We start from the raw sequence: 20,981 nt of genomic DNA, 5'->3' as shown, positions 1-20,981 counted from the left end.
TTCATGCTTGCAACACGATTACAGCGGCAAGACTTTCTCTACTTGGGAGCCATTGGACTATGGCTCCTATTAGCCTATGGTCTCTTTGTATGGAATTTCCCTATAACAGATACAGTGGAGTCTAATTATGCCTTAAGTGCCGTCAATATGCTGCAACATCACAGCTACTTATCTCCTATGATTTATGACCAATATTGGTATGATAAACCAATTTGGACCTATTGGATGCTCATGGCATCCTTCAGTACTTTTGGCGTGTCAGATTTCTCGGCACGCCTTCCCTTTGTTATATGTGCTGTATTAAATGGCCTAATGATGTACTATGGTGTGTATATCATTACCAAACAGCGCATTGTAGCCCTTTGGAGTGCTATAATACTTGGCACGTCTTTAGAGTTTTGGTACATTAGTCATGCGATTCTAACAGACGGATATTTATTTCTATTCACCCAAGGAATTGTTTATTTTGCCTATCTAGCCTTTGCAGCTATTGAAGACACACAACCTAACAATCAACAACAAAAAGAGGCTCAACATTTCATTATGTTAGCTTATGCCTTTGCTGGCTTAGCAGTCCTAACCAAAGGACCTGTAGGTATCGTTCTACCAGGCCTAATCCTGTTGGCCTATGTATTCTTATTTCAACGAACCAAGTTGGCCTTTAAATTATTAATCAATCCCTATGGTTGGCTTATTTTTGCCATAGTAGCACTACCTTGGTATCTACTCATGTATGCTTACCATGGCATGAGCTTTATTGAAGGTTTTCTTGGGCTTCACAATGTAGTTCGTGCCACTGTACCTGAACATCCAGAGCAAAATTGGTGGTTCCTCTATTTCGTCTTGTGGCCTGTATCCTTACTGCCTTGGACGGGACTTACTATCTATGAATTACGCTATGGCGAACGCACTCGCTGGCACAACTATCTGCTGGTATGGGGCCTTGGTGTCTTTATCTTTTATAATCTAATGGCAACTAAATATCTGACATATACCTTTCTTTGTCTCATTCCATTTATTATATTAACGGCCCAAGGATATCTAACAGCAAAACAGCGTAAAGCACATGCACTGACTTATCGAGCCTTCTGGTTATTATTATTCCCAGTGAGCTTCTTATTTCTAGCGGTCATAATTGCTTTATGGCTTTTAGGGTTACCACAAGCGCAAAATCCACTGAACCCAGCCAATGTAAACATAACTCAATTTATTACCACCCTCACTTTAGGGGGCATCTTAGCACTCCTTCCCTTAGGCTATGCATATTTCAAGGGAAGGCTACCAATTTCCATGAAAAGCACGGCCCTTAGTGCCAGTGTTCTCTATTTATTATTATTATGTTTACTACCACCCATTGTGGATGATGCCTCTACCTCTCACTTAGCGACTAAATTACCATTAACTAAGGAAACTAAAGTTTATTATTATCGCGATTATCGCACATCTTTAGTCTACTATAGCCAACATCCAGTAACACAAATTTTAAATCCTCATGAGGCAGAGTCTATCTGGAGCGAAGGGAAAAATGTAATGCCCGTTGCTACTGTTAACGAAACAACAATAGCAATCCAAGGTCTAACAGATTTTATCATTTGCGTACCACGTAAATATAAGGCAGATTTTTTACAAACAACCTTAGCTCACTATGTCACGGAATGGGGCCAAGTAGAAAACGTAGTTATTTTTAAACCAAAATTCTAATGCTATACATTAATTTAGACCTAAAAAGGCCTAAATCTTTACAATTTCATATTTTGTTTCATCATTTGGGAGGCTTTTATGTCCAAATTTTTCCAAGCAAAACCAGCCGCACTCCTTTGTGCACTTATGCTTACAAATACCACTGTTTGGGCCAACATTGTAACAGATACTGATATTGATGCTACAGAGGCCAGCTATGGTCCTGTACGCGTCGTTAAAGAGGCAAGTAACGAAACAACATTTAGCCCTTTAACCCTCGATTACTATACCAAGAGCAACACAGTACAAGCCCTTGGCAAAGCAACTAAGGCACAACAAGAATCAGCAGTTGAAACAACTGACATCAACAATACCAATAACACCAATAACACCAATAACAAAGATACAAAAAATAAAGTAACCGCCAAGGAAACAGGTTCCATCCAATTGCTACAAGATTTTACTCCGTCCACGGTTACCCCTAATACAGATAGTCCTATTTTTACTGGTACAGCTCAACCATCTGTATTTCAAGAAGCTCGAAAATATACCTTTGTCGATGTACCAGCTGACTATTGGGCGGCCACATCCATTGCCGTGATGACAAATCAACAGCTTATTTCAGGCTACAGTGACAACACCTTTCGTCCAGATAAACCAATCACACGTGAAGAAGTAGCCTCTTTATTTAGTAATCTAATCTCTGATGAATCCCCTGTTATGTTGGCAAGCTCTTTCAACGATATTACCTCTGACCGCTGGTCTGCTAATGCAATCGAACGAGTAGCACAGCTTAATATCATCAGTGGTTATGGTGATAAAACCTATCGGCCTGAACGTTTCATGTCACGCCAAGAATTTGCTGTAGTAGCGGATAATTACATTCATTATTTAGGTTATACTACAGAGGATCCTACAGCCCTTGATTCAATTCACTATAGCGATCAAAAATTCATTGCGCCTTGGGCTCAAGATGCTGTACGAGAACTAGCAAGCCTAGGCTTTTTACACTATCAATCTCGCCTTCTCTTCGGACCTGAAAAATACATTACTCGCGCCGAAGCGACAGAGATTATGTACCGTGTTACAAACAGTAGCTCCGCCGTTGCCTTACGTGAAAAAATCTTACATCAACAGATTGAAAATAAGATGCTGACTTTAGTGGAACGCACCTTTGGCAAAGAATATGTGTTCCGTACTCATGGGGCTATGTTCTGGCAGAACAATAAATTAATAGCCACTTTAAAATCTGAAAATGATGCTAAAAAATTAGGGGCGGCCCTCGCCTTTACTAAAGATAAAACATTAGTTAATAATGTCCAAGTCACTGTAGGGAGCTTAACAGAAATAGAACTTGGAAAATTACAAACTGAAGTAGCTTACTTCTATAATCAACAAGAACCAACTGGCTCTATTATTACCATTACACCAAACAAAAATGCATCAGGCTTAGTCTTAACAGTGGATGAATTAAAAGCAGATACTATCAAAGCCTTTGCTAAAAAATTTGGAAATAAAGTGGAAATTAGCTTGCCTGCTAACAATGGCTAAGAAAAATAAAATAATGACTACACCTATAATTAAATAAACAAAGAGCGCTTTCAGTTCATTCGCGACCAGGCTAGGAAAGATAGCAATGGCCGCTCCATAAACTGTAAGCGCTCTTTTTATACTCCTATAATTAATAAGTCATTATTTTATTTTTCTCCCCTCTATTGCTTAATACATACTAGCTAATTTTCTCCGTAAAGTAGTGATGAAGATAGCATAATTATTGTGGTTCTATTACGTGTTTCAAATCAAATTCGTTTACAAGTGTTTTATAGTAACCCTGTTTCAAAACGGATAACATATAGCGATTGATATCTTCAAAGGTTAATTCTGAATCACCGGCCCTCTTCCTCATAAAGAAGCTGTTGCCGCTACGGCTTCTATTCTAGTAATACACAGTCGCAAAGAAATACGCCACCTTAACAAAATTCTCCCTACTCTATAAACAATATAGTCACCTGCCCCTTGACCATAACTAAACTGGCACAAGCCTCGTATAACAATCCCCCCGCTTAAAAACTGGCGTAGTACCGCTAAACCACATCTATAGTATGAAAAAAATTCCGTTATCTTATTATAGCGACCATTGTTGCAAAGCAACTCTGTGAGCGAATAAGATAACGGAACTTTCTATTTAACACTATTTAATTGGTTTGCGGGCTACACCAGTTTTTACAGCCACTTCTGCTACTGCTTTTGCCACTGCCAATGGAACGCGTTCATCAAACGTATTAGCCACTACATAATCTTCACGAAGATCTTCATCAGCCACCAATTCAGCTAATGCATCAGCGGCTGCCAATTTCATTTCGTCGTTAATTTTAGATGCCTGAACATCAATAGCACCACGGAATAAACCAGGGAATACATTTACGTTATTAATCTGGTTTGGTGCATCACTACGGCCAGTACCCATTACACGTACGCCACAAGCTTTAGCATCATCATACATAGCTTCTGGGTTTGGATTTGCCATAGCAAATACGATAGCATCTTCAGCTAAGTTTTTCAAAATATCTTCTGTAAACACACCGGCTGCAGATACACCAAGTAATACATCAGCACCTTTAGCCACTTCAGCTAATGTACCAGTCTTTTCTTCTTGACCAAGTAATTTAATTAATTCAGCTTGTAAAGAATCAAGACGTTTATAGTTTTTATTAAGTACGCCAGAGCTTACCATTAAAGTAATGTTACGAGCACCAGCTAAATAAAGTAAACGAGCAATGTTTGCCCCAGCAGCGCCAGCACCATTAACAACGATTTTAACTTTACTCAAGTCTTTTTTCACAAAGCGAAGGGCTGCTTTAACCCCAGCTAAACAAGCAATTGCTGTACCATGTTGATCATCATGGAATACAGGAATTTCTAATTCTTCTTTTAAGCGATTTTCAATTTCATAGCATTTAGGAGAAGAAATATCTTCCAAGTTAATGCCTGCAAAGTTTTTCTGCAATAATTTAACAGTATGAACTAACTCATCGGCATCTTTTGTATCTACTACGATAGGCACACAGTCTACATTACCAAAACGTTTGAAAAGTAGTGATTTACCTTCCATTACAGGCATAGCTGCTGCTGCGCCAATATCACCAAGACCAAGTACACGAGTACCGTCAGACACAACGGCTACCATGTTACCACGACAAGTTAAATCAAAAGATAATTCTTCCTTTTCTTTAATGCGTAAGCATGGTTCAGCTACCCCTGGGGTATACGCAACCGATAAATCATGCGCATCCTTTAAAGGATATTTTGTACCAGTAGTTAAAAAGCCACCTAATTCCAATTTCTTTTGCACTGCTTCTTCGCGTACGTCCATGTTTCTGCCTCCTATTGTTTCAAGGTTGGTAGATTTCTACCATAAAAAATTTCAGCCATTTCCTGCTTCAACAACTGATTAATGTGTTTCCGTTCCTTTGGCGTTAAATCTTCCTCCGTAATGCCGAAAAGATAATTATTAATATCATATTCTTTCAGCATCATCTTCGTGTGGAAAATATTTTCCTGATATACGTTAACATCAATCATGTTGTACAGGTTCTTAGTTTTAGCATCAATATAATTTTGAATGGAGTTAATGCGATGATCAATATAGAGCTTTTTCCCTTGCATGTCACGTGTAAAACCACGCACACGGTAATCAAGGCTAATAATATCGGAATCAAAACTACTAATTAAATAGTTTAATGCTTTAAGCGGTGAAATTTGCCCACAAGTAGATACATCAATATCAGCCCGGAATGTACTAATCCCACGATATGGATGACTTTCAGGATATGTATGAACTGTCAAATGGCTTTTATCTAAATGACAAACTACATCTTCTTTCTGAACTTCTTCTTCTGAGATTAAAATCGTAACACTCGCCCCTTGAGGATCATAATCTTGCTTTGCAATGTTAAGGACATTGGCCCCAATAATATGAGACACTTCAGTCAAAATATCCGTTAGCCGTTGTGCATTATACACTTCATCAATGTATTCGATATACTGTCGCTTCTCAGCGTCTGTACGAGTATAACAAATATCATAAATGTTAAAACTCAAGGTTTTTGTTAAGTTATTAAAACCGTATAATTTCATTTTTTTAATCGGTTTTACGGATGTCTCCATAATGTTCTTTACACCTTCCTCATTCAAAATTCGCATAAATACATTATATCGAAAGCATACGTCATATTCAACACTTTCGATATTTTATTTTCGCATACATGACCCTATTTAGTACGGTTTTAACCAAGGTTTTTCCTTTAAGTAATAGAACTGCCCTTGAAAATGACCATTTTCATAAGTCGCTACGGCAAAGGTTCCTCCTGATTTATCCCTAGGTAAGGCTGGACTACCAGGATTAATAAATAAACAACCTTGATGTTCATACATAGCATGGTGATGACTATGACCAGCCACACAGAGCGTAGCGCCCATACTAATCCCTAAAGATACTACTTCTTGAATTCGATTATAAGGCAAAAACTGATCCCCATGTGTCATATACACATAACTATCTTGAAATGGGATCAACTGCTCTCTAGGCTCCAAAGGTTGTTGTCGATCATTATTTCCTCGCACCGCTAATACGGGAACTGTTGTCTGCGTTGCCATATATCGGGCATCATCCCCATAATCACCAGCATGAAGCCATAAATCCAATCCCCAGTCAGCAGTATCTGCTAATATGCTATCAATCACCTCTAAGTACCCATGGGTATCGCTTATAATTCCTATACGATGCACTGTACTCATATACGCTCTCTTACTATTAAATTACTTCTATTAATCACTATACTCTTTTACTAATCTATTTTTAATCTATGTAATAGCTCTTTTAAAGCCAAGCCACGATGACTTATAGCATTCTTCTCCTCCATACTTATCTGGGCCATAGTTTTTTGAAACTGCGGCACATAAAAGTAAGGATCATAGCCAAAACCACCGTCGCCTAACGGCGTATCTTGAATCAAACCTTCACAATAGCCAGTAGCGGTTATTTCCTGCCCATCAGGATACGCTAATACTAATTCACACACATATCGAGCCGTTCGCTTTTCAAAAGGCACTGCTTGCAATTCTTCAATCAGTTTAGCATTATTTGCTTCATCATCACAAGCTTCACCAGCATAACGAGCCGAATATACACCGGGTGCACCAGCTAGGGCATCAACTGCTAACCCACTATCATCAGCCAAACAAGGAAGATTGGTAGCCTTCATATAATACTGTGCTTTGATGCGTGCATTTTCTAAAAATGTCGTTCCTGTTTCTTCTGGCTCTGGCACGGTAACTATATCAGCAAGGCTAACTGCCTCAATCCCTAAAGGTTCTAGTGCTGCTTTAAACTCTCTTATTTTTCCTTTATTGTGCGTCGCTACTACTATTTTCATACGTCGCTCCTATATACTTAGCCGCTTCACCAAGGGCTTCTTTTTGTGCTTTCATCAAGTCATCCGTAGCTTGTTCTGCTAAATCTAATAATTCATTTAGTTCATCACGACTAAATGTGCCATGCTCACCAGTACCCTGCACTTCAATAAGCGCGCCCGAACCGGTACGAACTACATTCATATCTACAACAGCTTTACTATCTTCTTCATAACATAAATCTGTAATAGGCCCTTCAATTCCAATGCCAACGGAAATAGCAGCACAATAATCACGCACTGGATATACACCTTCACCAGTAAATAGTGTATTTACAGCATCTACCAAGGCTACGAACGAACCAGTAATAGCAGCGGTACGAGTCCCTCCATCAGCTTGTAATACATCACAATCCAAAGTAATGGTATTTTCACCTAATGCATCTAAATCTACTACCGCCCGCAAAGCACGACCAATAAGACGTTGAATCTCAACAGTTCGACCTGTCTGCTTACCTTTTGCGGCTTCTCGACTATTACGAGTTTGTGTAGCCCGTGGTAGCAAAGAGTATTCAGCAGTTACCCAACCACGACCTTCACCTTTCATAAAGCGTGGTACCTTAGGCTCTACTGATGCATTACACAACACTTTAGTGTTGCCACATTCAATTAATACCGACCCTTCTGCATAAGCGGTAAAATGACGTGTAATTTTTATAGGCCGTACTGCCTGCGGATTTCTTCCATCAATTCTCATAGTTGTCACTCCTAAAATCTATCTTCCCTCCTATTATATCATATAGATACCTAGTTTTCTCAATATGGAAACCAGTTTTCCACCCCACCAGTATGAGCTTATATATTTCAATTCTAAATACTTAATCAGAAACACGATTATTAGCATTTCACGTTTATAACTCTTCCTGTATATCTTTCATAGAATCAACTACTACATAACGCTGTGCCGTTCCTGTTTTTTTGGCAGCCCAAGTTGCTTCATAAGCATCACGTCGACAAGCTTCATCAGCTTGCCAAGGAATAAATGTAGCAAAAACATGTTGCGAACCAAATGGACCACCATCACTACGAGAGTCAATACTATGCCACCCAACTTTATCAGGATAAAGTCGTATTGTTTCTTTGCGATATTCAGAAATTCCTGTTTCATCATAATAAATTTGATGTTGGTCATGCCAATAATCGCCAAGACCTAATAAAGCATCTACTTGCATTTCATGACGACACTGCCATTGTTGCTGCCACTGTTTAATAATGCCATCAATACGCTGAGTCACATCACCACGCTGACGATTACTATAAGCATCAAAAGCCGGCTCAATCACCTGGCTATAATCAAGACCCGCCATCGATAGTACAATGCCCGTATTTACATATGGCAAGGCTTCTTGTACAGAATAGCCACCTTCTAGTACGGCAATATCAGCTTGTAATAAATCGGTCAATCTTGCATACCCTTTCGCCGTTACTAACATATTGGCCAAAGGGTCACTAAAATGATTATCCTGTCCGGCTGAATTAATAATAATATCAGGCTGAAAATCCGCTAGCATAGGCAATACAAGCTCTTGCAATACTTTGAGCATTCCTTCATCGCCCGTACCAGGTGGCAATGGAATATTGACAGTACTGCCTACCGCTTGTGGGCCACCATATTCATACATAAACCCCGTACCAGGGTATAAAGTCCGTCCATCTTGGTGAAAGGATATAAATAGGGTATCTGGGTCATGATAAAAAACATCTTGCGTCCCATCACCATGATGCACATCCGTATCTACTATAGCTACTCGTTTCACCTCATAATGACGACGTAAATAGGCAATCATAATAGCTTCTACATTGACAGTACAAAAACCACGAATCCCATGCACCATTGTCATTGCATGATGTCCTGGTGGCCGCACTAATGAAAAAGCCCGCTTTACTTCGCCCCGCATAACAGCTTCCGCCGCAGCAATGGCGCCACCTACTGATACTCTATGTGCTTCCGTTACCCACTTCTGCAAAGAAGGCGCTCCCACATGAACTCGTTCAATATCTTGCCAAGAAGCTAATAATGGATTGTATTCACGAATGGCGGGATGTTCAAGTAAACCTTCTTCTAATAATTGATCGCGCGTATATAATAAACGCTCTTGTCGCTCTGGATGGGTTGCTGAAATTTTCCAATCAAAGGCAGGAAAAAAGACTAATCCTAAATTAGCCTCTGTTGGCTTATTCTTATTTAACATACAAGCTCACCCCCGGTTCTAACTGTGCTTTTACAGTAATTAAACGATGCATGGATTGCCAACCTTCAATAATAGGCACGTCTTCAACGGCTACAATATGGCCTTCAGCAGCATTACTAAGGCCTAAACGCGCCCCTGCTTCAGCCAAGTAACGTAAAGCTAACTGTTCAACTTCCTCCGCAGTGTGAATGGTGCTATTCGTTTCATGAATGCCTAGTTCTGGCACTACTAACACACGCTTAGCCGTGTCCAAATGAACGGTTACCATTAAAGTTTCTTTCGCTACAGCAGCGCCTACCGCATTGGCAACAGGTGCATTCGTAGGAATTTCAAGCGGTAACTTTAACCTCTCAGCCACAAAAGGCGCCAATGAAGCAGCCGTACCTCCTACTGCCACTAATTGTGTCTCCTTAAATAATGACGGTTCCACAATATCACGGACTACATAAATAGGCAGTTTATTTTCTCGACTAACCGCTAAATCAATACCGGCAACAATAATCGCAACCGCTTTTTCCACTATGGCCTGTGCCAAGGCTATAACAAGAGCCTCTTCCGACACATGTGATGCTTCACTTTCAGCCCACTCTGTAGCTAAATCACTAAGGCCAGATTCAGCCTTTGCTACATCACCATATGTTGCTTTACCTAATACAATTAAAGCATCGCCTAACGTAGGAACGGTACCACCAAGAGCCATAGAAGGCCCTACTCGCTCTGGTCCTACTTGTAACTGCCCCTTCTCATCAAGTGTTACTGCTGATTCACCGCCAATTCCTACTGAACTAACAGCAAAGGAGCGTACTGCACTAGGGTATGACTGAATCATAGCACCACCTCGTGCCATTAAAGGCTTACCGTCCTGCCATAGAGATATGTCCGTTGTTGTACCACCCATATCTAACGCAATAGTCATTGCTTTAGGCATCGCTTGTAAAGCAGCCATCCCTAACACACTAGCAGCGGGCCCTGTAAACGCTGTTTCCACTGGACAGTCCTGCATATGTGCTAAAGGCAATGACCCTCCATCAGCTTTTAAAATATATATAGGCGCTGTCAACCCATATCGTTGTAAAGCTCCACGAACAGCTTCTGCAAAATTCTGAAAGGTTCCCTGTACAGCACTATTAAAATACGCACTAATTGTACGTCTTGGAAAATTTAAAGATCCACTCAACTGAGCCCCAGCGGATACACTTTCATAGCCCGTTTCATGTAAAGCAGCTGCTAATTTTTGTTCTAAACTCGGATTGCGAACTGCAAACTTAGCTGATACAGCAGCCCGTTTATATCGCTTTGCACCGCTTACTGTTTCTAACTCTTTCGACTTCAAAGGCGCTACTAAAGAACCTCTATGATCGGTATAACCATCAAGTACAATCGGTTCAACAGGAAGGAGCGAACGAATATCCATGCCTGGTCCTGGTACAATATATAAATCTACAGGCTCCACCTGATTCATAACTAGCGCATTCGTCACAATCGTAGTTGATAAGGTAATTCTCGTTACTCTACTTGGTTCAATTGCCTGTGCCACACCAGCTAGAGCCGCTTCAATCCCCTCTAGCAGATTGGGTTTTGTTGTACGACACTTATGACTTTGCACAATATGGCCTTTATCAATGACAACAGCATCTGTAAAAGTACCACCCACATCAAGTCCTAATAACATAGTCTGCTCCTTTCATATCTTAATCGTAGTTTAGTCATAGAGTATTAAATACTCTTGCCTAAACGTTCCCCAAAAACAAAAGAGGCCCTTAGGCCTCCTTGATTATTGCCGTTCCGAAATGGAGGCAAAGTTCTTAATAATAACGATTGGCGTCATTTGGTCATCATTGCCAAATGGATTGTCAATCAATATACGGGCAATGCGTTTTGGATCCATACCACGACTATGCCCCAACACAGCAGCTCGTTTTAAATCATTTACATCAGCTACAACTGCACCATAACTACCAGTGCGCTGTACAATACGCTCTGCCACTTTATCCGCATCTTTTGGTCCATATACAATATGTTTATCAAACGGCGGCATAGTTCCCGTTACATCATCTGTTAACGCAGCAGCTCGTGAAATCTGATAGAATACACCATCTTTGCGGAAAGCTTTAGCAATAGCCCCTAAAATAAAGGCCCCAAACACCTTCCATTTGCCATCGAGTTCCATAGCTGACTGCATACCATAAACAGAACTCATGGACCCTTCGGCTGGTACAAAACGACATAATAAACGGGCCTGCCAAGTAGGACGCAATTCTTCTGGTCGAGTAATACGGCCTTGAGTAATAGCCACTACAGACTCCGCTACACACACAATATCCTCTGGTCCTATATTATCACCAGCATAGTGCATAATTGCTTCTACAATATCATCTCGATGGGTCAGTATACGAGTATGAACCGGTACTAATTCTAAATTTGCCATGGTTACCTCCTCCTACTGCCGCATAGCTTGCTGTAATTCTTCAGCCGTTAAAATTAAACGATTTTTTGAAATGTGCCAATCACTACGGCCCACCACCTGATATACAATATCAATGTTCATATCTGGGAAGCCCACTAAATCTTTGCGAATATTTCCAGTTTTAGCTGTTAAAATTAAACGCAAACGAACCGTGCCACCCTTACGAGGCTCAATAATAACCGATTTCCAATATCCATCATGACGCTCGTCTGCTAAATCTGTCGTCCAAGAATGAATTTGTACTGCATCAAATTGCTCTTGTGGCAATAAATGGCGCGGATATAAATCCATAATAGTCCCATTTTGACGACCTTTATTTACAAACGGAATGTCAGATACTAAAGTTACCTGATTAAAGCTGATATCTTCCACTTCAAACGGAGTCCGTTTCTTAGGTAGCATAACAATATGCTCGTCTCCTTGCTTCCAGGCAAAAATGCGAAATGCTACAAATAGCACCGCCACAATAAATATAATCGTTACGATTATGTTAACAAATGTGTAAAAATACATCTCTGTGTGCCACTCCCTTATAAAGTAATATGCCGAAGATTAAACTCTTCTGGCGGAATTAACAATGAAATCATTCGCTTCGCTAATGGCAAATCCTTAGTAAAACAAATATCTAGCGTACCTACGCGTTCCTGCGAATTCGCTAATTGCTGTGCCAACAATACATCTTTTACTTCTTGAGCCGTTTCATAGGACGGATCAATAAACTTCATATCCGGTCCAGCTAAGCCTTGCATAAGCTCTGTTAAAAATGGGAAATGCGTACAGCCTAACACCACCGTATCAGCGCCACTCGCCATAATCGGTGTCAAATAAGCATTCGTCGACGCATGAATCACTTCATCTCGTAAATGCCCCTGCTCAATTAAATGGGCCAAATCTGGACAAGGTTGCTCCCAAACAGCAACCGAAGAATCTAGTTCATTAGCTTCTTCTTTATGTTTATGACTATCTATGGTTGCTTTAGTCGCCATAATCGCAATAGAATGAGCCTGACTCATATCAATAGCGGTTCGTACACCTTTACTAACCCCAATTACTGGAAAATCAAATGTCCCTTGTAGCTCTTCCAACGCAACAACGGAAAAGGTATTACAAGCAACCACTGCCATTTTCACAGGAACTGTTGCCAAAAAGTGACCGATATTCATAGCAATCTGACTTATTTCATTTTTAGGCCGATTACCTACCGGATTATTAGCGCTATCACCTACATAAATAAAATCTTCCTGGGGAAACATCTTTCGTAAAACAGATAATACAGTCAAACCACCTACACCAGAATCAAATACACCAATTGGTAATTTTGCTTTCGCAACTGAATCTAGTCTATTCATACGCTCTGTCTCTCCTTCATGGTACGCATCATAGGCTCATAGTAAGTATCGCTTAAACGAACGACCTTACCTGTAATTTTATCAGTAAATACATTCTGCGTTTCACCAGTAGCAATCAAAGCCCCATCAGAATCACGTACAATGCGATAAGTAAATACACATTGTGCCCGTGAAATCTTCGCTACTGTAACTTCTACTGTTAATATGTCATCAAAACGAGCTGGCTCCTTGTATTCACAAGCTACCTTTGTAATGGGAAATACAATGCCATCATTCATCATATCCCACAAAGTAATTCCACAAGCTCTAAAAAATTCCACACGGCCTAACTCAAACCATCGTAAATGATTGGTGTGATGTGCTACTGACATCATATCAGTTTCGTAAAATCGTACCTGCAACGATGTGGTAAACATTCTTCGCTCTCACCTCTCATTTCTATAAAATAATTCACCCTTCATTGTACGCTACCTATGAAACACTGTCAAACACAGAACCCTGTAAGATATAAATTCTTGACTAGCTATCAATACTGCATAGCTAGTCATTTAATCAGTCCCTATGCTAATGCTTATTCATAGTATAACGCTATTATAATACGCTAAAAAAACTACTGTAAACCACCATGCCCTAAAGCAATACAATCAGCCTTTGTAATCGGCTCATCAGCTGCTAAACGTGGCAATAATACATCAAATGCAGTAGGTTTACTAAAAAGAACACCCCCTGGCAAACCGATTAACGGTATCCCGTCAGCCATATATGCAATGCAAACCATGGAACCCGGCAATACTGGAAGCCCATAAGTTACCACTTGAGCCGCACTGCGTGCAATAGCACCTGGTGTCAAATCATCTGGATCAACACTCATGCCACCAGTACAAAAAACAATATCCGCCCCCACTGCTTTAACCTTAGCAATGGCCGCTACAATTTGTTCCGTATCATCCGTTACAATTTCATGCGCCACAATAGACATACCAAAAGGAGCAGTCCGCTCTTCTATAATAGGACGAAACGCATCTTGTATGCGCCCACTCGCTACTTCAGAGCCAGTTGTTACAAGTCCTATACGCTTACGTACAAAGGGTTTTATTTTCATAAGTGGTAGCCCTTGCCAAATAGCCTGTGCTTGTTCTAATTGTACCGACTCTAACCAGAGAGGAATACAACGCATACCGGCCACCTTATCGCCTTTTTTTACAGCTTGATGTGTTAACTTAGTAACAATTGTAAGTTCACCAATACTATTAATCGCATTTAAACGGTTCACATCAATGCTTAGCATGCCATCCCATGCAGCTATAGCTTCAATTTTCCCTTCACGAATCTCTGAAGCATATAAACTGTCATTAGCACACAATTCATATAAGCCTAAGGCTACATCTTCTTCATGGAGCTTATGAGCTAAGGCTACCTCATCACCTGGTTCAGCTACAAAAATATGCTCTTTACCTAATTTAAGCAAAGCCTCTATATCTTCAGCAGCGATTACATGACCACGGCGGAAGGGCGTATCTTTCACTTCACCAATAACAATTCGTGCAATATCATGACATAGTACATGACCCACTGCTTCTGTTACAGGAACTTTTTTCATGTAGTCCTCCTACTTATTTTAGTTACACAAATTCGCCTACTGGGAATAGACATCTCACTGTGCCCTAACAACTTAACACTATTTTATATTAAAACGCACAAAAGCCTCGGCATATGCCGAGGCTTTTGTGCTTGAGAAAAAAGAGAGAGAGAACATTTGAATCACATTCAAATGTTTAGGGGCTTTGGGGGGTGCCCCGAGATATGACTCTGTGGTCACATCCTGAAATGATTATAGCAAACTGTAAGGAAAATGTAAACAGTTCTTATGCAAAATTTGCATTTTTTAATGCAAATTTTCTCCATTATGTCTTTTCAGCACACACTTTACATATAATCACTTCATTACGCCTTCTATCTCTTGTCACATCAGCCTCTTATACACCAAATTTCTTAGCGCGTAAATCAGCATGCGCTTTCTTAAAGACAAATGCATTACGAATATGATTACGCATCGCCTGTTCAGCAGCTTCACCATCATGATTACGAATAGCCGCCATAATTTCATCATGCTCTTGATTACAAGAATCCGTACGTGCCTGATCCATAGTACTAATATACATATCGCGATTTACCATTTCACGGAACTCGCCTAAATAATCCATAACCCGTTCATTCTGGGAGAAGAAGGAAATCAATGTATGGAAGCGACTATTAATTTGAACGCGCTCTTCTGCATCTGTGGTAGCTGCACCAGCATCACACAAACTCTGAAGCTCTTCAATCTGTTCATCAGTACAAACTTCTGCACATAGTCTGGCCCCTAAACCTTCCATTACTTCACGGCATTGGTACATCCCGATAATCTCTTCTGGCGTATAGCCTTTAACAGTAACACCTTTCCAAGGTTTAATAACAACTAAATTATCCTTAGCTAACTTGCGAAATGCTTCACGCACTGGCGTAGCACTTACATTCAACTGCTCAGCAATTTTAACTTCATTCAATTTAACTTGTGGTTTCAAAGCACCTGTCAAAATGGCTTGCTTTAATGTTACATACACTTGCTCACTCAATGGTAAACGACCAATAGAGTCAATTGCATTAAGATGATATTCTTCTTGCTTACCCATAGTGGACCTCAACTTTCACTGATAGAAGGATACTAACCCTAAAATAGGAATAATACTAATTTTAGGTATAAAATAAAAGTATGCATATCTTACATGTCACTCTTTCTAATGACAGCTAATTTTTAGTATACTATAATATATATGGTATTATATACTATAATTTACACAAGTGTATTAGAAAGCAAACCTTACGTAAACTTATAAAATTCTACAGACTATTTTACCTTAATTATATAAATAATTGATAGAATCAGTCAACTAAAATACAAACGGGAGAATATATACATGAGTCGCTGTTTAATTATAATCAATCCCGTCTCGGGCGGAGGTCGTGCAACCCAATATGCCATGGAATTACAATGGCAATTAAGCACACTCTTTGAACATATGGAAGTTAAATTCACCACTAAAGCTGGTGACGCTACCCGCTTTGCGAAAGAAGCCACCCAAAATCACTATGATTCGGTATTTTGTATGGGCGGTGATGGTACCATCAATGAAACAGTTAATGGCATTGCCCAGGGTGGAGGCACCGCCAAATTCGGTTTTGTCCCTGTAGGCACTGTTAATGACATGTCTAGGGCCTTGGGCATTCCTTTAGAGCCGTTAGCAGCCATACGGGCCTTAAAACACAGCAAAATACGCCATGTGGATATAGGGCGTTGCAACGATCAATATTTTTGCAATAATATTGCTGCTGGCGTTATTCCCAAGGTAGTGGAAGAAGTTACACCAAAAGAAAAACAATTATTAGGTCCCTTAGCGTATTTTGTAAAAGGTGGCCAAGCGCTTTTCACAACCAAAGACTATAGTTTTCATATCAAAACAGAAGATCACGATATCAAAACACGATCCCCATTAGTGATTGCCCTGTTAACAAATGTTGTGTCCAGCTTTGAAAAATTTATGCCATTAGCTTCGGTAGATGACGGTTACATGCGAGTTATTATCTTTAAAGAATATTTTATTATGGATGTCCTTCGCATTTTGCCGCTTATCTTACGCGGTTCTATTTACACCTCTAAATATGTAACCATTCTAAAAGTTCGTAAAGCAAAAATCACTTTATTAGATGATATTGCCTTGCCTACTAACATGGACGGCAATAAGGGGCCTCTTATGCCTGTTGACTTAGAAGTCTTACCAGGCTTCTTACAAGTATATGTACCTGACAAAAAGAAAAAATAAACAGCTACAAATAGCAGCTCCTTGTTTATTACTAAATAAAAAGACTATAACTTACAGCCATAGGCTGTAAGTTATAGTCTTTTTTTCGTAAGCATTTAACTATATATAATTAATACTATTATATAGTTATAGCTCAACACTCTATGCAATAAGACCATTGGCCTTATTAATTCCAATTTTTTAATTTTATTCTTTTACCATCCACACATGAGGACAGCCTTCTTCGTCAAACACATCTCCTTCAGCTACATAGCCTAAAGACTCATAAAATCCTTTAGCTCGAACTTGCGCCGCTAATTTCTTACGCTCACCACCCATAACGCGAATAAAATCCTCAGCTGCTAATAATATGTTAGCCCCTAATTGTTTCCCTCGCTGTGACTTAAGCACCGCCACACGGCCAATAATAAATACGGAGGATCCTTCTGTTTCACGGAAAAAACGGCAAGTACAAACTGGTTCCCCTGCTACAAAGCCAACTAAATGTGCAGCCTCCGCATCAATGGCATCAAACTCTTCTTCAAACCCCTGTTCCTCTACAAACACGACCTGACGGATAGTACGCGCTTCCTCAGGTAATTCTGAATATATCTTTACAGACCAATCCATGTGTCTCTACTCCTTACTCCAACAACCTAAACAAACTTATCAATTTAACATTTATTATACCATGCTAACTCCAAAGACTGCACTACATTTCATTACAATTACCAATGTATAGTCTCCTTAACGGAATAGCTTATTTATTCCGTATCATAGACGGAATAACGCCAACCAAACAGAAAAACATAAACACAAGCAATGCATATTGAATATTTTGCAATAAAAGATCGGCACCTAAAATTTCAGTAGTCCCTTCTGCTGGACGTGACAAGATGGATGCCACAACAGCCATACTCAATACCTGTCCTAATAAACGAACTGTACTAATCACCGAACTAGCCATGCCAAAATAGGCAGGTGGCACGGAGCTCATAATCGCATTATTATTTGGCGCCGAAAACATAGCAAAGCCGATGCCAATAACAATTAAACCTAAGATGACAACATATATGGAAGCCAGATTCATAGCTTGCCACAATATGAGAAGCCCTACCGCAATAGCACCCATACCACCAGATGCTAACATTGCTGATCCATATCGATCAGACAATTCACCCATCTTAGGCGATAACAAAGCCATAATAATTGACTGGACTAGTAAAAACCACCCCGCCATTTCAGAATCATAGCCCAATACCATCTGTAAGTACAACGACATTAAAAACGCAATAGCAAAGGTAGCACTATAATTTAGCATCGATGCTAGATTAGAAAAAGCAAAGGTTTTATTTTCTAAAAATATTCGCACTGGCAATAAGGGCTTTGCTACCTTAGCCTCATGAATTACAAATAAAATAGAACTTATTAACCCTATTGCAAATACATATTTCCCCCATGAAGTATTTACAATCTCTGACAAGCCATATAAACCCGTAATCAATGAAAAGGCATATAAAAGAACACTTACAACGCCAAGATGTCCTTGTTCAGGATTTACCCAATCCTCTTTTAAAAACAATATAGTCATAATAGCCGCTATCATGCCAAGGATTGCTAAAAAATAAAAAATACTTTGCCAGCCAAAACGATAATTCAAAAAGCCCCCTATAACCGGCCCAATGGCTAACCCTACATAAACAACAGAAACATTCATGCCCATCGCCCAACCACGTCGTTCAGGTGGAAATACAAGGGCAATAATAGCAGTCCCTGTTGAAAAGAGCATCGCCGCCGCTATCCCCTGTACAGCTCGCAATATCAATAGCCATTGAATCGTATTAGCAAAATGAATTAAAAAAGATGCAATCGTAAAAAAGACAATCCCCCACAAAAACACCGTTTTCTTGCCTAACCGATTTCCTAGTTGCCCCATAGGGACTGTAAAAATGGCACAAGTCATAAGAAACACTTCTACAATCCAACTCAACTCTGAAGTGCCTACCTGAAATTCACGGCCAATATCTGGCATAGATAAATTAAGCGAACTTCCACAAAAAGGTGTTAAAAATGATGCGATCATAACGGTAATTAATATTTTATTTTCTTTTGATATAGACAAAATCAAACCTCCATTTTATACACTTTATAAACTTTCATACAACGTATGATAATGTACAATCCATATACATCTCCTCATCAAAAGTTTTCTTCCTTTTTAGTATACTCTGTATAACAACTATATGACAAAATACTTTTTACACACCCTTACAAAAAAGAGTAGTAGCTAATTAGCTACTACTCTATAAAACTCTCACTTAACAGCAAGTACAAACGGGCATAGAATCGAGTTCTTCATTTGGCTTATTCCCATCAACCACAACGGTCAATTTACTTGTATAGGGATTTAACATTAACCCATGAACTTTAACATCATTAGGAATTAAAGGGTTCTGACGAAGCTGAGCAACAGCCTTTACCACATTCTGCTCGGAATGGCAAAAATGATTAGCCCAGCGCTCCATTTCACAACGAATCATAGTAATGGCTTCGGGAGAAATACCACGCTCAATCATGCGTTTAGATAATTCATCAGGGCAAGTTTTTTCCATCCCACAATCTTCATGACCGACAATAAAAATTTCCTTAGCACCTAGTTCATAAATACTAACAACTAAGCTACGAACCACATCACTAAATACATCAGTAATACAATTGCCAGCTACGCGAATTACATTTGCATCGCCCCGGTCAATCCCCATAGTCCGTTCAAGCAAGTCGACTAATCTAGTATCCATACAGGTCAATATAGCAATGTGTCGCTGCGGCGCTTTATTAGCGGGCATCCCTTCAGCACCATACGTTTTAGTAATGTCAGCCACATATTCTTCATTCGCTTTTAAAATTTCTTCCAACAGAGTCATAAAGAGCCTCCTCATACTGCATCTAAAAATTAATTATCTTTAAACATTTATCAATTTTTTATATAAAAACATCTACCTATACACACTATGTTAAATAATATTTATTGCAACCCTATCATAATTACTAATCACTGCTTTTATTTTACAAACTCTATTATAGTACAACAGCGAAATAATTGACAATTTATATTTTTAGATAAACGAGTTACAATATACATATATTTACAGTTGTAAATACTATTGCATTTAATAGGAGGAGGCCCCTTATGAAAAAACTTCTTGCCATTGCCTTTGCCCTTTGTTGCTTCACCACTACCCAAGGGCAAGTTATTGAAAAAACACAAACAGACACAAACTTAAAACTAAGTTATCCTCTAATTTATGTAGAGAACCAAAAAGCGCAAGAAACTATGAATCAATTAATTGCCACCTATGTAGGTCGCATGCAAAATATGTATTATAATGAAAAAATGTATCAAGTAGTCATGAGCTACAAAGTTACTTACGAAGATGAACAGCTTCTGTCCCTTATCATCGAGCAAGGCTGGTACAATGGGCAAGCCGCCCATGGATATTACACCCACCAGGGATTGGTGTTCAATAAAGAAACTGGTGAACGCATTCCAGCCTATAATTATGTAAAGCTAAAAAGTAATCAGCAATTAAAAAATTTTGTAGGATCTAGCTTGTTGCCAGTCTACCGTCAGGATATGAAAGAACAACTCTACCCACAACAATTATTTGGCTTATCAGACATCGAAGTACATAATGATAATTATGTCTTACTCGGTAATGGTACCATTGGCATGTTATACCAACCTTATGAATTATCAGCCTACGCCTACGGTGTTACTACTGTTCTTTTCACACCTGAAAAAATAGAATATATCAACCGTTTAAATTCATAAAGCTTCACCTATTTACAAATAGTCCTAAACTTGATAAAATGAACGAGTACTAATATTGCGGCCGTAGTTCATCGGTAGAACGACGGCTTCCCAAGCCGTAGAGGTGGGTTCGACTCCCATCGGCCGCTCCATACAATATAAATTAAAGCGA

General features: G+C 39.5%; 21 protein-coding genes and 1 tRNA gene. 5 read left to right on the top strand and 17 right to left on the bottom strand.

The window, feature by feature from the left end; all coding sequences use genetic code 11:
* Positions 1–3: 3 nt before the first annotated feature.
* Positions 4–1,701 (top strand): ArnT family glycosyltransferase, encoded by a 1,698-nt coding sequence (locus NFR27_RS07885; protein ID WP_251443226.1) that lies wholly within the window; start codon positions 4–6, stop codon positions 1,699–1,701.
* Between the two features lie 78 nt (positions 1,702–1,779).
* Complete coding sequence (locus NFR27_RS07880) at positions 1,780–3,231, top strand: S-layer homology domain-containing protein (RefSeq protein ID WP_251443229.1); 1,452 nt, start codon at positions 1,780–1,782, stop codon at positions 3,229–3,231.
* A 220-nt stretch (positions 3,232–3,451) separates the two neighbouring features.
* On the opposite strand, the gene NFR27_RS10110 is transcribed toward NFR27_RS07880, so the two are convergent.
* The 14 genes from NFR27_RS10110 to NFR27_RS07815 all read right to left on the bottom strand — a co-directional run bounded on the left by NFR27_RS10110 (position 3,452) and on the right by NFR27_RS07815 (position 15,831).
* Positions 3,452–3,586 carry a hypothetical protein gene (locus NFR27_RS10110; RefSeq protein ID WP_277612548.1) on the bottom strand — a complete coding sequence of 45 codons (135 nt, stop codon included), beginning with the start codon at positions 3,584–3,586 and terminating at the stop codon, positions 3,452–3,454.
* A gap of 285 nt (positions 3,587–3,871) precedes the next feature.
* A complete protein-coding gene (locus tag NFR27_RS07875) occupies positions 3,872–5,053 on the bottom strand; it encodes an NAD(P)-dependent malic enzyme (protein WP_251443232.1) in 1,182 nt (393 codons plus the stop codon).
* Between the two features lie 11 nt (positions 5,054–5,064).
* Entirely contained in the window at positions 5,065–5,847 is a 783-nt protein-coding gene (speD, locus tag NFR27_RS07870) for an adenosylmethionine decarboxylase (protein WP_251443287.1), read from the bottom strand.
* 108 nt (positions 5,848–5,955) lie between these two features.
* Complete coding sequence (locus tag NFR27_RS07865; protein ID WP_308795446.1) at positions 5,956–6,468, bottom strand: metallophosphoesterase family protein; 513 nt, start codon at positions 6,466–6,468, stop codon at positions 5,956–5,958.
* Positions 6,469–6,527: 59 nt separating this feature from the next.
* Positions 6,528–7,115 carry an XTP/dITP diphosphatase gene (locus tag NFR27_RS07860; RefSeq protein WP_251443238.1) on the bottom strand — a complete coding sequence of 196 codons (588 nt, stop codon included), beginning with the start codon at positions 7,113–7,115 and terminating at the stop codon, positions 6,528–6,530.
* On the bottom strand, positions 7,087–7,848 hold the full coding sequence (gene rph, locus NFR27_RS07855) for a ribonuclease PH (RefSeq protein ID WP_251443241.1): 762 nt from the start codon (positions 7,846–7,848) through the stop codon (positions 7,087–7,089). The genes NFR27_RS07860 and rph overlap by 29 nt, the downstream gene beginning before the upstream one ends.
* 154 nt (positions 7,849–8,002) lie before the next feature.
* A complete protein-coding gene (locus tag NFR27_RS07850; RefSeq protein ID WP_251443244.1) occupies positions 8,003–9,343 on the bottom strand; it encodes a histone deacetylase family protein in 1,341 nt (446 codons plus the stop codon).
* Positions 9,333–11,015: a hydantoinase/oxoprolinase family protein gene (locus tag NFR27_RS07845; RefSeq protein ID WP_251443246.1), complete on the bottom strand. Its 1,683-nt coding sequence runs from the start codon at positions 11,013–11,015 to the stop codon at positions 9,333–9,335. The genes NFR27_RS07850 and NFR27_RS07845 overlap by 11 nt, the downstream gene beginning before the upstream one ends.
* 102 nt (positions 11,016–11,117) lie before the next feature.
* Positions 11,118–11,771 (bottom strand): coenzyme F420-0:L-glutamate ligase, encoded by a 654-nt coding sequence (locus tag NFR27_RS07840; RefSeq protein WP_251443248.1) that lies wholly within the window; start codon positions 11,769–11,771, stop codon positions 11,118–11,120.
* A gap of 12 nt (positions 11,772–11,783) precedes the next feature.
* On the bottom strand, positions 11,784–12,323 hold the full coding sequence (locus NFR27_RS07835) for a hypothetical protein (protein ID WP_251443250.1): 540 nt from the start codon (positions 12,321–12,323) through the stop codon (positions 11,784–11,786).
* Between the two features lie 17 nt (positions 12,324–12,340).
* Entirely contained in the window at positions 12,341–13,159 is an 819-nt protein-coding gene (murI, locus tag NFR27_RS07830) for a glutamate racemase (RefSeq protein WP_251443252.1), read from the bottom strand.
* On the bottom strand, positions 13,156–13,575 hold the full coding sequence (locus tag NFR27_RS07825; RefSeq protein WP_251443254.1) for an acyl-CoA thioesterase: 420 nt from the start codon (positions 13,573–13,575) through the stop codon (positions 13,156–13,158). The genes murI and NFR27_RS07825 overlap by 4 nt, the downstream gene beginning before the upstream one ends.
* 194 nt (positions 13,576–13,769) lie before the next feature.
* On the bottom strand, positions 13,770–14,759 hold the full coding sequence (locus tag NFR27_RS07820; protein ID WP_251454970.1) for a molybdopterin-binding protein: 990 nt from the start codon (positions 14,757–14,759) through the stop codon (positions 13,770–13,772).
* A 376-nt stretch (positions 14,760–15,135) separates the two neighbouring features.
* On the bottom strand, positions 15,136–15,831 hold the full coding sequence (locus NFR27_RS07815; protein ID WP_251443259.1) for a GntR family transcriptional regulator: 696 nt from the start codon (positions 15,829–15,831) through the stop codon (positions 15,136–15,138).
* A gap of 285 nt (positions 15,832–16,116) precedes the next feature.
* Between NFR27_RS07815 and NFR27_RS07810 the strand changes: the two genes are divergently transcribed.
* Positions 16,117–17,019, top strand: coding sequence for a diacylglycerol/lipid kinase family protein (locus tag NFR27_RS07810; protein ID WP_251443262.1), 903 nt, complete (start codon positions 16,117–16,119; stop codon positions 17,017–17,019).
* A gap of 186 nt (positions 17,020–17,205) precedes the next feature.
* On the opposite strand, the gene NFR27_RS07805 is transcribed toward NFR27_RS07810, so the two are convergent.
* The 3 genes from NFR27_RS07805 to NFR27_RS07795 form a co-directional block, all read right to left on the bottom strand.
* On the bottom strand, positions 17,206–17,628 hold the full coding sequence (locus tag NFR27_RS07805) for a GNAT family N-acetyltransferase (RefSeq protein ID WP_251443264.1): 423 nt from the start codon (positions 17,626–17,628) through the stop codon (positions 17,206–17,208).
* A gap of 130 nt (positions 17,629–17,758) precedes the next feature.
* Positions 17,759–19,120, bottom strand: coding sequence for an MFS transporter (locus NFR27_RS07800; RefSeq protein WP_251454968.1), 1,362 nt, complete (start codon positions 19,118–19,120; stop codon positions 17,759–17,761).
* 196 nt (positions 19,121–19,316) lie between these two features.
* A complete protein-coding gene (locus tag NFR27_RS07795; RefSeq protein ID WP_251442433.1) occupies positions 19,317–19,922 on the bottom strand; it encodes a beta-class carbonic anhydrase in 606 nt (201 codons plus the stop codon).
* Positions 19,923–20,188: 266 nt separating this feature from the next.
* Here NFR27_RS07795 and NFR27_RS07790 point away from each other — a divergent pair, with 266 nt between their 5' ends.
* Positions 20,189–20,830, top strand: coding sequence for a DUF4163 domain-containing protein (locus NFR27_RS07790; protein WP_251442431.1), 642 nt, complete (start codon positions 20,189–20,191; stop codon positions 20,828–20,830).
* A gap of 57 nt (positions 20,831–20,887) precedes the next feature.
* Positions 20,888–20,961 (top strand) — tRNA-Gly (locus tag NFR27_RS07785).
* The last annotated feature ends 20 nt before the right edge of the window (positions 20,962–20,981 follow it).

The sequence above is a fragment of the Veillonella intestinalis genome (assembly GCF_943192895.1).
Classification (GTDB): domain Bacteria; phylum Bacillota; class Negativicutes; order Veillonellales; family Veillonellaceae; genus Veillonella_A; species Veillonella_A intestinalis.
The sequence above is the reverse complement of the archived record's forward strand: the minus strand, read 5'-3'. Positions and strand labels throughout refer to the sequence as shown.